7 protein-coding genes are annotated in these 13,997 nt (G+C 71.3%); 4 read left to right on the forward strand and 3 right to left on the reverse strand.

Features of this window, described 5'->3' with window-relative positions; translation table 11 throughout:
• Nucleotides 1–103 precede the first annotated feature (103 nt).
• Nucleotides 104–1,120: an RNA polymerase sigma factor SigJ gene (gene sigJ / locus ACZOOI_RS41500; protein WP_465281995.1), complete on the forward strand. Its 1,017-nt coding sequence runs from the start codon at nucleotides 104–106 to the stop codon at nucleotides 1,118–1,120.
• A 273-nt stretch (nucleotides 1,121–1,393) separates the two neighbouring features.
• Nucleotides 1,394–2,884 carry an MFS transporter gene (locus ACZOOI_RS41505; RefSeq protein ID WP_465281996.1) on the forward strand — a complete coding sequence of 497 codons (1,491 nt, stop codon included), beginning with the start codon at nucleotides 1,394–1,396 and terminating at the stop codon, nucleotides 2,882–2,884.
• 233 nt (nucleotides 2,885–3,117) lie between these two features.
• On the opposite strand, the gene ACZOOI_RS41510 is transcribed toward ACZOOI_RS41505, so the two are convergent.
• The gene (locus ACZOOI_RS41510) at nucleotides 3,118–4,308 is read right to left on the reverse strand and encodes a beta propeller repeat protein (protein WP_465281997.1); all 1,191 of its coding nucleotides are present in this window, start codon (nucleotides 4,306–4,308) and stop codon (nucleotides 3,118–3,120) included.
• Between the two features lie 400 nt (nucleotides 4,309–4,708).
• Here ACZOOI_RS41510 and ACZOOI_RS41515 point away from each other — a divergent pair, with 400 nt between their 5' ends.
• Together ACZOOI_RS41515 and ACZOOI_RS41520 are read left to right on the forward strand one after the other, a co-directional pair.
• Complete coding sequence (locus tag ACZOOI_RS41515) at nucleotides 4,709–5,524, forward strand: class I SAM-dependent methyltransferase (protein ID WP_465281998.1); 816 nt, start codon at nucleotides 4,709–4,711, stop codon at nucleotides 5,522–5,524.
• 231 nt (nucleotides 5,525–5,755) lie between these two features.
• Nucleotides 5,756–6,925, forward strand: a complete 1,170-nt coding sequence (locus ACZOOI_RS41520) for an alkaline phosphatase PhoX (RefSeq protein ID WP_465281999.1) — start codon at nucleotides 5,756–5,758, stop codon at nucleotides 6,923–6,925.
• A 163-nt stretch (nucleotides 6,926–7,088) separates the two neighbouring features.
• Here ACZOOI_RS41520 and ACZOOI_RS41525 read toward each other — a convergent pair whose 3' ends face one another.
• Together ACZOOI_RS41525 and ACZOOI_RS41530 are read right to left on the reverse strand one after the other, a co-directional pair.
• The gene (locus tag ACZOOI_RS41525; RefSeq protein WP_465282000.1) at nucleotides 7,089–11,003 is read right to left on the reverse strand and encodes a hypothetical protein; all 3,915 of its coding nucleotides are present in this window, start codon (nucleotides 11,001–11,003) and stop codon (nucleotides 7,089–7,091) included.
• An 83-nt stretch (nucleotides 11,004–11,086) separates the two neighbouring features.
• Nucleotides 11,087–13,906: a hypothetical protein gene (locus ACZOOI_RS41530; protein WP_465282001.1), complete on the reverse strand. Its 2,820-nt coding sequence runs from the start codon at nucleotides 13,904–13,906 to the stop codon at nucleotides 11,087–11,089.
• Nucleotides 13,907–13,997: the final 91 nt, after the last annotated feature.

The raw sequence follows: 13,997 nt of genomic DNA on the forward strand, positions 1-13,997 counted from the left end.
CCCTGGTCGGCGAACCGCCCCCGCCCTACCCGACCCGATGGCGCACGACACCGCCCGCCCCGCCCGCACGTCACACTTTCGGGTCGACGTTCGTCTACATCGCATGAACAACGAACCCGGGCCGGCGCCCACGCGGCGCGCGATGTGGCCGGCCGATCAGTTCGAGGTGCTGCGCCCGCACCTGCGGTCCGTCGCGTACGGCATCCTCGGTTCGCGCAGCGACGCCGAGGACGCGGTCCAGGAGACCTGGCTGCGGGTGTCGCGCAACGAGCACGAGGACATCCGCGACCTGCGGGCCTGGCTGACCACGATCGTCGGGCGGATCTGCCTCGACATGCTGCGCGCCCGACGGCTGCGCCGCGAGGATTATCCCGGCACATGGTTGCCGGAGCCGATCGTGCGCTCGGCCGACGCGAACGCGAACGCGCACGACCCCGAGCACAAGAGCATCGAGGCCGAGGCCATCGGTCTCGCGCTGCTGATCGTGCTGGAGACCCTCAACCCGGCCGAGCGGCTCGCCTTCGTACTGCACGACGTGTTCGGCATGCCGTTCGACGAGGTCGGCCCCATCGTGGACCGCAGCCCGGCGGCGGCTCGGCAGTTGGCCAGCCGGGCGCGCCGGCGGGTGCAGTCCGCGCCGCAGCCGGAGGGCGACCTCAGGCAGCAGCGCCGCGTCGTCGACGCGTTCCTGGCCGCGGCGCAGGAGGGTGACTTCGACGCGCTCATGGTCACCCTCGATCCGGACGTCTCCTTCCGGATCGACCTGGGTGCGAACCGGCACGCCGCCTCGTCCGCCCTGGCCGGCGCCGAGCAGGTCGCGCGGCACATGCTCGAGTCGGCCCCGTTCTTCCTGCCCTACTCCCGCCCGGTCGTGGTCAACGGCGGCCCGGGACGCCTGGTGGGCGACCCCAACCGGCCCAGCGGCATCGCGGGCTTCACCGTGGCGGGCGGCCGGATCGTGCGGATCGACGTGATCGCCAACCCGGAGAAGCTCCAGGGCGTCACGCTCGACGTGGTGGACGACGGTGATTCGATCGACTACCCCGACTTCACCCGGATCCCGCACACGATGCCGACCGGTGACGACGACCGGAGACGCCCGCACGCCACCGACGGCTGAGCCGCCGAACCCCGGCCACCCGGCGCAACGGTCTCGGAGATGAGGAGTCCGATGCATCGGGCGCCGCGCGGGGAGCCGTACGCGCCGGCCCGGGCGCGATGAACGGAGGACGCTTCACCGCCCCGGCCTCCGGGGCCGTCGCCGAGACGGCCCGAGTGGCCCACATGCCGGACGACCACACCCGACACCACCCGACTTTCTCGGGCTGCGCCCACCGGCGCCGCCCCATGCCCGCACGCCCCGATGCCGATCGCATCCCTCTTGGAGCAACCCATGTCCACCGGCACCTTCCCCTCGACCGACTCGACGGATCCGGCGAGTTCCGCCGCGACGGCGCGATCCGACGTCGCCGAGGCCTCGTTTCTGACCACCACACGCGGCAAGCTCACCCTCGTCCTGCTGTGCGCGGTGGCCTTCCTCGACTTCGTCGACGCCTCCATCGTCAACATCGCGCTGCCCAGCATCCAGCGCGACCTCGGCCTCACCAACCAGGGCCTGCAATGGGTGCCATCCGGCTACCTGCTGACCTATGGCGGCCTGATGCTCCTCGGCGGGCGCGCCGCCGACCTGATCGGGCGCCGTCGGGTCCTGATCGCCGGCACCGTCGTCTTCGCCATCGCCTCCCTGATCGGCGGACTGGCCCAGAGTTCCGCGGTGTTGATCGGGGCCCGGCTCGCCCAGGGAGTGGGCGCGTCGATGATGTTGCCCGCGGCCCTGTCGATCCTGACCACCTCGTTCGGCACCGGCAGCGACCGCAACAAGGCACTCGGCGCCTGGGCCGGCACCGGGGCACTGGCCTCCGCCGTCGGCGTGTTCCTGGGCGGCGTACTCACCGAAGGTCCCGGCTGGCGCTGGGTCATGTTCGTCAACCTGCCGGTCTGCGCACTCGTCCTCCCGGCCATCCCCCGACTCCTCCCCGACGACCGGCACCGGGCCTCGACGCGCGGCTTCGACTTCCTCGGCACGGTGCTGGCCACCGGCGGACTGGTCCTGCTGGTCTACGCCCTGGTGAAGGCACCCGACCAGGGCTGGGGATCCACCCGCACCATCGTCGAACTGGCCGTCGCCGGTGGCCTGTTGTTCGCCTTCGTGATCAACGAGGCGCTCGGTCGCAACCCGCTGATGCCGTTGAGCATCTTCCGCGTCAAGGGCCTTGCCGCGGCGAACGTGACGCAACTGGTGGCGATGTCCGGCTTCATCGCGATGTTCTTCTTCCTCACCCTGTACATGCAGGACGTCCTGGGCTACTCCGAGATCCGCGCCGGATCCGCGTTCCTGCCGGTCACCGTGGGCGTGGGCATCGCCGCCGGACTGGCCCAGCCGCTGCTCGGCCGGGTCGGTACCCGGCCGCTGATCGTGGTCGGCGCGCTCATCGCGTCCGCCGGGATCGGGATGCTCTCCCGCATCCCGGTGGACGGCTCCTACCTCACCGACCTGCTGCCCGGCCTGGTCGTGATGTCGTTCGGGCTCGGGTTCGTCTTCGTCGGCGTCGCCACCGCCGCCAACGCGGGCGTGCCGGCCGAGCAGGCGGGCCTGGCGGCGGCCCTGATGAACACGGCGCAACAACTCGGCGGCGCGTTCGGCCTCGCCGTCCTCTCCGCCGTCGCGACCTCGGAGACGAGCCATCGCCTGGGCGCCGGCCACGCGGCGGCCCATGCCTACACCGAGGGCTTCCAAAAGGCGCTCCTGGTCGGCGCGTTCCTGCTCGCCGGCGCGGCGGTAATCGCCCTGTTCGTCGCCAACACCCGCGGCGAGGAGACCTGACCCGGCGCCGGACCCCCGAACACGAGGTGACGCGGCCCGGAGGGGCGGCGGGGGAGGACGCCCGAGAGGCGAGGTCCCCGGCCGCGCGATTGCCGTGCGGGCGACTGTCCCGGCGTGTGGTTGCCGCAGACGGTGTTGCCCATGTTCGTTGTGCGCAGGCAGGCACGCAGGCAGACAGGCCGTGCCGGGGCGTGACGCGGCGCCCCGGGACGGCCTGCGCGCGCTCGTCGAGGCTACGGGCGGCCGGTCAGGACCAGGCCCGCGAGGGGTTGGGCGGGACCGGTCGAGATGCCGACGGCCGTTACCGTGCCCCGGTCGACGTGTACCGACCAGGGCAGGTACGACCTGCCGTCGGCGGACGGCGCCGGGATGTCGAGCGAAGCCGCCCGGGAGGCGGTGACCCGCAGGCCGTACCCGTTCTCGCGATCGACGGTCGCGCCCACCGCCACGATGCCGGCGGGTGCGCGGGCCGCGCCGTACATCGGACCGGCGTCCGGCGGCGGCGTGCTCGGGGTCCAGGAGCGGCCGTTCCAGTGCATCACGAGCGCGTGCCCGGAGTCCTCGTCGTCCAGGAGTCGGCGTCCGACCGCCCACACGTCGCTCGGGCCGTATGCCACGACCGCGTTGAACTCGCCCCACACACCGCCGAATTGCGGCACCGGAACGACGCGCCACGCACGTCCGTCATAGTGCAGCGCGAGCGGCTTGTCGTTGTCGCCGAAGCCGTTGCCCACAGCCCAGATGTCGTTCGGTCCGCTCACGGAGATGGAGTTGAGCGCCCAGGAGGCCGTCGGCTGCGGAAGGGCGACGCGCGTCCAGGCGCGGCCGTTCCAGTGCTGCACGATGCCTTCATCGTGCGTTTCGTATTGCGGCGGGCCGCCGTCCGGATCGGGCGTGATCTTGTCGATCAACTGCACCCACCCGGCCGCCCACACGTCGTTCGGGGTGCGCTCGGCGACGCTCAGCAGCCCGCCGCCCTGCGAGTTCGGCGGCATCGGCGCATACCGGACCGTCCACGAACGCCCGTTCCAGTGCTGGGTCGTGATCGGGTCTCCGGTGTTTTCGGAGGCGTCGCCGACCATCCACGCGTCGCGTGGTGAGGTGGAGGCGACGGCGTTGACGCGCCCGGTGGCCTCGGGCGCGGTGGGGAGTTCGGCCCAGGTGCCGCCGCGCCGGTCGTCGCGCGCGTACAACACGGGGGCGAACGGGCCGCCGTCCGTGATGCGGAAGCCCGCCGCCCAGGTGGTGTGCGCATCGGGCTTGGTGATGCCGGTCAGGCTCACACCGGCGCCACCCGCCGGGAGTTGCGCGGCGGTCCAACCGCCGGGTGCGCTCGCCGCGGCGGCGGGGGAGACGGGCAACGCTGCGCCGAGCACGGTCGCGGCGGCGGTCGCGGCGAGCAGCAGACGAGCGCGGATGCGCATACCGGTGCGCGGTAATGACGGGGTGCTGTTGCCGGCGGCAGGGCGACGGCCCTGCGAGTCAAGGGAGTTCATGGTCATGAGGACGCCTCCGGACCCGGGGCGCACGCCCCGTCATCGCATGTGACGCGACGGGTCGACGGTCCGGTTTCACGTACGCGGCGAGGAAGGCGTGCGGGTCGCGCAGGGTGCGCGCGGATCGGGGGCATCGTTGGTCGGCGTACGGACGCGGCGGGCCGTGCCGTCTTCGCGGTGAAACCCCGCGAGCCCCGACCCGGCCTGGGCCGTGTCCATTCCTTGAGATACGTATCTCATCATTCGACATGCAGGCGTACGGTGTCGGGTATCGGTTCGCGGTGCGATGCCGCCGATCCGGCCTACCGGAAGACGCGAAGGGGACGTCATGTCGAAGGAAACCGCCGTCTATACGCATGGGCACCACGAGTCCGTGCTGCGTTCGCACACCTGGCGGACCGCGGCCAACTCGGCGGCCTATCTCCTCGACTCGCTCAAGCCGCACATGAAGATCCTGGACATCGGCTGTGGTCCGGGCACCATCACCGCCGACCTGGCGGCGCTGGTCCCCGACGGACACGTCACCGGCGTCGACCACGCACCGGACGTCCTGGAGCAGGCGCGCGCGACGGCTGCCGAACAGGGCGTGCAGAACGTCGACTTCACGACCGCGGACGTGCACGCGCTGGACTATCCGGACGACACCTTCTGTGTCGTCCACGCGCATCAGGTACTCCAGCACGTGGGGGACCCGGTGCAGGCGCTGCGCGAGATGTACCGGGTCACCAAGCCGGGCGGGATCATCGCCGCCCGCGATGCGGACTACCCGACGATGGCCTGGTTCCCGGCGACGCCCGGCATGGACGACTGGCTGGACCTGTACCTGCGGGTGGCCCGGGCCAACGGCGGCGCGCCGGACGCCGGGCGGCGGCTCAAGTCCTGGGCCCTGCAAGCCGGTTTCCCCGACGTCACGTGCTCGTCGAGCACCTGGTGCTATGCCGACGCGGAGGAACGCGCCTGGTGGAGCGGCCTGTGGGCGGACCGTACGCTCGCCTCGTCGTACGCCGAGCGCGCCACCGAGGGCGGCCACGCGACGATCGAGCAGCTACGGGCGGTGTCGCAGGCATGGCGGGAGTGGGGGCGGCAGGAGGACGCGTGGTTCTCCGTCCCGCACGGCGAGATCCTCTGTCGCAAGCCGATCTGATCGACCACGCTTGCCGGTTCGCGCCGGGGCGGCCTCTGTCCGCCCCGGCCGGGCCCCGACGTGACGGTTGCCGGGATGCGTTCCCCGGCCCGAACGGGTTGCATGCCCGATCGTCATCGGGATTTCACTCGTGCGGGCATTCCTCCGACGGCGGTTCGGTCCTAACGTACCCATTGGTAACACGGGGGTCGCGTGCGGCGGTTCCGGCCGTCGTCGAGAAGGGAGTACGACATGGATCGGCGTACATTCCTGCGAGGTACCGCCGTCGGCACGGGCGGACTGGTGCTCGGCGGCTCACTGTGGGCGTCCGCTGCGCATGCGGGGCCCGCGCAACCGGGGACAGGGCCCTATGGCGTGTTGTCGGCGCCGGACGTCAACGGGGTGCGGTTGCCCGCCGGGTTCACCTCGCGCGTGGTGGCGAAAAGCGGACACTTCGTCACGGGGACCACACACCTGTGGCACGGGGCGCCGGACGGTGGTGCCTGCTTCCGCGACGGAGCCGGGTGGATCTACGTCTCCAACTCCGAACTCCCGCTGGTGGGCGGGGTCTCCGCAGTGCGCTTCGCCGCGGACGGGAGCATCGACGGCGCCTATTCCATCCTTGGCGGCTCGAACCTGAACTGTGCGGGTGGGGCCACGCCGTGGGGCACATGGCTCTCCTGCGAGGAGATCGCGTTCGGGCGGGTGTGGGAGACCGATCCGTACGGGCGCACCGGCGCCGTCAAGCGCGATGCCATGGGGCGGTTCAAGCACGAGGCCGCCGCGGCCGACCCCGACCGGCGGGTGATCTACCTGACCGAGGACGAATCCGACGGCTGCTTCTACCGATTCACGCCCGATACGTGGGGCGATCTCTCGCGCGGACGCCTCGACGTACTGTGCGCCCCGGCGACGCCGGTGACCGGGCCGGTCACGTGGCGGACGGTGCCCCGGCCCGGTGACTGGCTCACCGGGACGCGCAACCAGGTCGCGGAGGCGCGCCGCTTCAAGGGCGGCGAGGGTGCGCACTATCGGGACGGGCGAGTGTGGTTCACCACCAAGGGCGACAACCGCGTGTGGGTGTACGACGCGGCGGCGGGTGCCCTGGACCTCGCGTACGACGACGACCTGGTGCCTGCCGGCTCCGCGCCGCTGACCGGCGTGGACAACATCACCGGGCGCCCCAACGGCGACCTGTTCGTCGCCGAGGACGGCGGCGACATGCAGATCTGCCTGATCACGCCGAATGACACGGTCGCGCCGTTCCTTCAGGTGACCGGCCACGACGGCTCCGAGATCACCGGCCCGGCATTCTCCCCCGACGGGCGGCGCCTGTACTTCTCCTCCCAGCGCGGCACCTCCAACTCCCCCACGGCCGGAGTGACCTTCGAGGTGACGGGCCCCTTCCGCGACGCGACCTGACGCCACGACGCGGCCCGGCGTCGGAGCGGGGCGTGCCCGCGAGATCCCGGCACACCCCGCCCGCCGCCGGGCCGCGCCGCCGGCGACGAGGGCGAGGACGACGGAGAACGCCGAGAGCGCCGCAAGTCTGCGCCCGCCGCGTCGCCTGGCGTGACCGCGCCGGTCACAGTTCCACCGCGTCCGCATAGACCAGGCTTTCCGTGGCCGGGCCGAACTCGTCGGCGGCGAAGTCGGAGCGCATCGCCGCCATTTCGCTGACCAGGAGGCGGAGGGGTCGGTCGGGGCGGGGGGAGGGGAGGGGGATTTCGGCGGAGTAGGTGGGGAAGAGGCTGGTGTCGTCGTCGGCGAAGAGTTCGGTGCTGGTGTCGTCGAGATCGATCCAACCGAGAACGGGGTCGGGGACGTCCGGGTCGCGCACCTGGAAGCCGGCCGACACCGTGGGCGGACTGTTGTCGTCGTGATAGGCGGGGCCGGTGAGCTGCACGCTCAGCGGGTCGGTGCCGGAGACGGTGAGGGTGCGTTCGGGCAGCAGCCGCAGGGTGTCGGTGAGGACGATCTGGGACAGCTGGAAGCCCTCCAGGGAGCGCCGTTGCAGGCGGGCGAGCGCGGGCCGCAGGAACGGGAAGTAGGCGTCGCCGCTGTCGACGTCGATGTCCACGTACCACCGGCCGGACGGCCCGTCGAAGGTGGGCTCGAACCCGGCCGCGGTGACGGCGAATCCGTCGAAGACCTCGGGCAGCGCCACGTCCAGCGTGGTCTGTGCGCCGGGGAAGTTGCTCGCGGAGGGCAGGAACACCGGTGCCGCGCTGCGGATCGGGTCGCGTCCCATCAGGGTGATGAACGGGTGTGCCTGGAGCGGCTGTTCGTCACCCTCCAGGCCCAGCACGACGGCCAGCAGCTCGCCGTTGCCGGACGAATACCAGGGTCGCGACAGATAGACCCGGAAGCCCCCGCCGCGGCGCCGCCGTTCCAGGCCGTCCGGCAGGCTCCCGAAGGTCTCGAACCCCAGGGTGAGGAAGGTGCCCAACACGTGCGGCGCGGCGGGTTTGGCGCTGCTGAGCACGCTGTGCTCGACGGGTTCGCCGTGCACGCTGAGCAGTTCCCGGTCGGTGTCCCGGGCGAACTCCGGCGGGAAGTAGTCGGCGAACCGGGTGGTCGCCACGGGGGTGAAGGTCACGTCGCGGTGCTTGCTGTCACCGAACTCGCACTTGGCCGGCACCGGCGTCGCGGGCGGCTGGTCCGGCTCCACCGCGAAGGCGAGTTCCTCGGCCACGAAGGTGTTGAACGTCAGGGTGTCGCCGTCGAGGGTGCTGGGTGAGTCCTCGCTCGCGACCGGGTCGCGTGGGACGGCGGCGGCGAGCGGCAGTCGGAACACCGGGACGGTGACGTCGAGGACGCTCGGGCCGGGCATGGTGAGGTCGTCCACGTTCTCGCTCCACGAAGCGATCATGTCGACGCGCTCGGTGCTCGCCGCGCTCAACTCCAGTGAGCCGACGAGGTGTTCGCCGGTCGCCCCGGGCATCCGGTCGGGTGCGTCGTTGAGCGTCAACAGCGGTGCAGTCAAGGGGCGTTGCACGGCATGAACGAGCGTCACGTCGTACCACGGGGTCAACATCCAGTGCCGGTTGGCCCGGGCGGCGGCCATCACGTTCTCGAATTGATCGGGATCCAGCGCGTCCCGGCACCACTTGAGCATGCCCATCGTCTTCTCGTTGACCTTGACGCGCGAGCACACCCGCACGGTCGCCACGGTGGCCTTCGGCAGCAACACGGTCAGCACCCGGGTCGACGGGTCGAAGACGGGCGCTCCGTCACCCTCCCGGATGCACAGGCGGAGCGATTGCGGCGCATGCCAGTCGGCCGCGTTCCACGGCACCTCGAACGCCTGACGCTCCGGCAGGCCCGGGAGTTCGTGGAAGACCACCCCCTCGGCGAGCGGGTCGGGCAGATACGGCAGCTCGACCGTCTCGCCCGTGTACAGCACGTAATGACCCTCCGTCCCGTCCGGGGTCGCCGACGGATACGTCACGGACGCCATGCCGGGCAGCGACGGGTCGTCGAGCGACCCGCTCTCCCGCGACGCGATCGTGTACATCCGCCGGTGTGCGTCGGCGTCGCCCGAGCCGATGGCCTCGTCGAGCCTGCCGTGCCGCTCGACGCATTCCAGCGAGGTCTTGGGCGCGACCACGTGTCGCTCGTCGACCTCGTGGTACGGCGGATGTGTGCCGTCGGCGACCGGCGGCGAGGCGTTGAACGTCTCGGCGTACTGCGCCGGGGACAGTTCGGCGGTGCTGCGGATCACCAGCCGGTGTGCCGAGGTTCCCTCGGTGAACTCGACGCGTGGCAGCAGCAGCGGCGGAGGGATCGCCTCGAACCTGCGGAAGACCGGGGCGCCCGTGGCCGGCAACACCAGGACGTCCTGGTCGAGGAGCCCGTCGGCCTCCTCCAGGGTCGGCCCGTTGCCCGCCAGGTCCACGGTGCGGATCCGGATCCGGTAGGAACTCCCGAACCTCAGGCGCGGCAACGAGCCGGGCCGGACGTGGGTTTCGATCTCCAACGGCAGTGTCGTGGCGGCCGCGTTGGGGATGCGCTCGGGCCCCTCCCCGTTCGCCAGGGCCTTGCCCGGGAGGGGTGCGGACAACGCCCACCCGTCCCAGGTGACCAGGTGTTCGTGCACGTGAACGCGCTGCCCGGCACCCGGCGCGGCGGTGGGCGTGGCCAGGCTGAGCTGGAAGAATCCTTCGTCGGACGCGGTGGCCAGGTGGTCGCCCGGACTGCCCGCCCGGTCGTAGGTGACTTCGCGCTCGTGCAGCGAAAACCACTTCTGCCGGCGCTCGTCGAAGACGTCCAGGCGGTGTCCGCGGACGAGGTCCTCGGCGGTGAGGACCACGGTCGTCTCCCCGACGAGCGTGTCCTGCCGCTCGGCGGCCCGCCGGAAGTTGTCGTGCAGGTGCCGGGTGCGGTCGCCGAGCACGAGCGAGAGCCCCTTGGTACGCACCGTCGGCGGCGCGGCCTCGGCGTCCCCGTCGGTGTCGGCCGCGACGGCGGCGGCCAGCAGTTTGAGGGTGACGCCGTCGATGTCGGCCTGCTCGATGGCGTATTCGTCCTCCGGCAGGGCCAGGAGTCCGCGCGCCGGCGGCCCGAACGCGTCGCTGCCCTCCGCGGCGGCGCAGAAGCCCTGGCCCGGGGCCAGCGCGTAGCGCGTCGCGGCGGCGTCGTCGTGCGAGGCGTCCGGCCCGAGCAGCGGTTCCCAGCCGGGTACGAGGCAGATGGTCAGTTCGCCGCTCGTGGGCGGTAGTTGCGCGACCGGCATGACGAAGTCCAGCACCAGACCCAGGCGTCGCAGCAGCGTGGGGTGGTCGCCGAGCGAGGACAACAACTGGTGGAAGTCGACGTGCGGCACCTCCGGGGGCGGCGCGATGTGCGGGCCGTCGTCCGCGACCAGGCCGGCAACCTGCGGTTGCGGCTCGTGGAAGGCGAGGAACGCCTCCTGGGGGCTCAGATCGGGCTGTACGAGTTCACCCGGTTGTTCGGCGACGAGCTGGTCGGCGGCGGCGAGTTGGGTGACGATGTTCTCGCGCATGTTCTGCATGGTGCTCGGCATGTCGGCGGCGGCGGCGAAGCCGGCGAGGGTGCTCATCTGCCGGCTCGGAGGCATGCTGTCGGGCGACTCGGCCGCGGTGTCCGCGAACGACTGCCGTGTGGTGTCCGCGAGTTCGCGAGCCGGGTAGGTCACCATGGTGTTCTGCCGGTGGTCGTCGAACTCGAACCGGTCCACCGGGGTGCCGGCGGGGAAGAACAGTTGCCACAGCGCGGAATCGGGCGGCGGTCCGGTGCGCGTGAGCGGTACGAGCGGAGTCTCACCGTCGGGGATGCCGGACGCGTCCGCGAGGGAGAGGGCGAACTCCGCGTCGGCCAGCCGCGCCGGCCAGTCCAGGAAGTCCGGGAACGCCGCGAGCGTGCCGGGCCCGTCGCTCTCCAGTCGAGGGGCCACGAACACGGACAGGCGCGCCTGCGTCCCGTCGGGGGACAGACCGGCCGGCAGGGCGATCCACTGGATGTGCTGTGCGGTCGTCATGGGCCTGCCTTCCTGGCGGGGTCACCCGGGGGTGCGGCTCGGATCGGGTGGGCACGGCGGATCGGGGTCGCCGCGGCGCGGGTTCACTCGGCGTAGGCCGCGCAGAGCTCGTGCCAGTCGTCGGGATCCATGCTGTCGGTGAACGACGGGTCGCCCGCGGAACCGGCGAAGCGGCGCTCCAGCGAGAGGCTCACGGATTTGCTGAAGAACGCGACGCGGACGCTGACGGTGACGCTGCCCTGGCCCACCACCTCGCAGATGCCGTTGTCCTTGTGGTACGTGAGGGCGAGGTAGAACTCGACGGTGATGCTGACGATGCCCAGCACGGACAGGTAGCCGCCGCAGCGCAGGTATCCGGTGAGCGTGACCGAATCGCCGGTCATCTGGAACGCGATCCCCGCCATCAGGTGCACACCGCCGCTGGCCACGCCCAGGTCGAGCGACGCGTTGCCGCCGAACTCCAGCGAACCCTCGATCTGTTCGATGCCGCGGCCGCGGGTGCTCACTTCGAGAGCGAAGAAGCCGCCGCCGCCGAACATCGACACGCTGATGTTGAACGGGTTCTGCCGTTCGGAGACGGCGAACCGGAACCGTGCCGGCGCGTCGTCGAAGGGGATGGTCAGGCGTGCGGACAGGGCGACGTTGCTCAGGTTGAACATGCCCAGCGACAGCGTCGGCAGGGTCAGCGAGTAGCCGGCGGTGATGCCGGAGGTGCTCACGTCGACGAACGCGCCACTGCCGAATCCGTCCGCGGGCAGCGCCTCGCGCAGCTGGTTGACGAACTCGAGGTCCTTCTCGAACGTTACCGCGACGCCCGCGGCGGTGACGTCCGGTTTGCTGCCGGGGCGCGCGGTGAAGGTCAGGCGTTCGAAGTCGACCCGCACGATGTCGGCGAACACGAACGCGAAGCGCCTGAGTTCGCCGCGCACGCTGGACTTGCTCAGGGCGTCCGGCGAGCGCACGGTGGTCGCTTCGAGGACGAGCGCGGCGGCGCCCAGATCCAGCAGGGGAAAATCGTTCCTCAGCCGGGGCTTCCACACGTACCGCAGTTCGGAGCCGGAGCCGTCGAGCAGGTTGCCGACGCGCATGAGCGGCACCGGGAGCAGTTCCTGCGAGACACCGTCGAGCCGGCGGCGGATCTCGTCCTCGCCGAGATCCTTCAACTCCGCGACGGATGTCACCGGGACGTCCGCGAGCAGGTCGGCCAGGTCGACGGGGCCCAACAGTTTCGTGCCCTCGAAGATCTGCGCCAACGTCGCGGAGTCGACTTCCACCGCCTCGCCCGCCGCGCCGAGGAACTTCGGTGCGAGCAGTCCGGCTTGGGTGGTGACGACCTGGACGGCCGTGCTGGGTTTGGCCAGTCCGCCCGCCTTCTCGGCGGAAAGGCTCATCGGCAGTTCGTCGACCAGGTGCAGGAACGCGCCGGTGGGCTGGCCGTCCAGGCCCTGTTGGAGGTAGGCGTCGTGCAGTCGCACGGCGGTGTCGGTGGCCAGGCCGGTGAGTTGTTCGACGGCGGGTGCCCGCGCCACCGCGTCGACCATGGCGGGAAGTACGCCCGCCGGGTGCCCGGAGGCCGAGGTCAGGGTGAAGCGCGCCGAGGTCACGGGCATGCTCGTGCTGCCGTCGGCGCTCGGATTCTCGGCCATGGCGACCGTCTGTCCGCCCAGCGCCAGGTTCGCGCGGTCGGCGGTGGCCGGATCGTTGTAGACCCCCGCCATTTCGCCGAGCGCATCGGCGGAGGCGAACACCAGCGGCATGTCCATGCTGATGTGCCGGCCCTCGGCATCGGTCGCGATGGCGTGGAACGGCAACGGCACGCCGCCGACGGTCACCCAGAACGCGCCCGCCCCCGAATCGATCACGGGAGTGACCGGGTCGGTGAGGCGTATCGACCGGAACGGCAGCTGCCGTCCCTGGTGCCGGTCGTAGCCCGCCTCCGCACCGTAGGTGACCTCGGCACGGTCCACCACGATGTGCGCTTCCTTGTGCAGGTAGGCGACCGAGGAGCCGTCGCCGGGGTCGTCGTAGACGCGCTTGGTGATCTCGATGTGGGACGCCGGGTGCCCGCTGCTGAGGAAGCCGTGCCGCACTCTGTGCACGAACTCGTCGCGCCCGAGCGACGCGATGTGCTCGTAGCCGGTCAGACTCATCCCGAGGAAGTCCGGCGCTTCGGGCCAGGAGCCGTTGATACGCACCGTCGCGCCCAGCGGCGTGAGCATGAACCGGTCGGCCAGCAAAGGGCGGCGCAGCGAAGTCCCGTCCACGTCGAGGAACTGGTCGAGGCTGGAGCGAGCGAGCAGCTCGCTGAGCATGATCCCGTCCAGTGGCATCCCGGTGCGGTGGGGGCGTCCGGACACCACGGAGAACGCCTTCAGGTGCACGGGCCCGCCGTTGTCGCCGGACAGTTCGACGTGCCACAGTTCGGCTCGCCCGCCGAGCACGGCCGGTTCGGCCAGTGGCTCCGACCACGCGAACGGCGAACCGTCGTGGTCATGGCCCAGCAGCAGGCGAGTGGGGAACTCGATGGCGGTGCGCGGGAGTCCGCCGATCACGGTCGGTTCGTTCGGGTCGTCCAGCGGCTGGCCGGCCGGGGCGATCGACGGGGTCAGTTGGTTCCAGGCCAGCAGCGCTTCGATGGTCAGGTCGATGCCGTCCTGCCCGTCCGGGAGCAGGAACACCAACGTGCTCTTCCCCGCTGCGAAGGCCGGCACGGTCTCCGGGAACTGCCCGCCGGACAGCACGCTCTCGTTGACGTGTTGGGAGGGCAGGTGGAGCAGCACCAGCGCCGGCGCGGTGGGGTCCTCCCGGACCAGGCGCGCCCCCTCGCGCCGGAGGTTGACGACCTCCACGTGCAGGAGAAGCATGTCCTCGATGCGCAGGACGCGGAACGGGTCGGCAGTCATGGCTGCCCGCCTTCCGATCGACTGGCCGGGGTACGCACCTCGCCGACCGTCGGGCCACGGCGGGGCACGCGACCTGTCTCCAGGGTGACAA

The sequence above is a fragment of the Embleya sp. L77 genome, assembly GCF_055557415.1.

What these genes read in the sequence shown, in the direction of transcription:
- sigJ (WP_465281995.1), top strand. Translation starts at nt 104, where the DNA reads ATGAACAACGAACCCGGGCCGGCGCCCACGCGGCGCGCGATGTGGCCG.
- ACZOOI_RS41505 (WP_465281996.1), top strand. Translation starts at nt 1,394, where the DNA reads ATGTCCACCGGCACCTTCCCCTCGACCGACTCGACGGATCCGGCGAGT.
- ACZOOI_RS41510 (WP_465281997.1), bottom strand. Translation starts at nt 4,308, where the DNA reads ATGCGCATCCGCGCTCGTCTGCTGCTCGCCGCGACCGCCGCCGCGACC.
- ACZOOI_RS41515 (WP_465281998.1), top strand. Translation starts at nt 4,709, where the DNA reads ATGTCGAAGGAAACCGCCGTCTATACGCATGGGCACCACGAGTCCGTG.
- ACZOOI_RS41520 (WP_465281999.1), top strand. Translation starts at nt 5,756, where the DNA reads ATGGATCGGCGTACATTCCTGCGAGGTACCGCCGTCGGCACGGGCGGA.
- ACZOOI_RS41525 (WP_465282000.1), bottom strand. Translation starts at nt 11,003, where the DNA reads ATGACGACCGCACAGCACATCCAGTGGATCGCCCTGCCGGCCGGTCTG.
- ACZOOI_RS41530 (WP_465282001.1), bottom strand. Translation starts at nt 13,906, where the DNA reads ATGACTGCCGACCCGTTCCGCGTCCTGCGCATCGAGGACATGCTTCTC.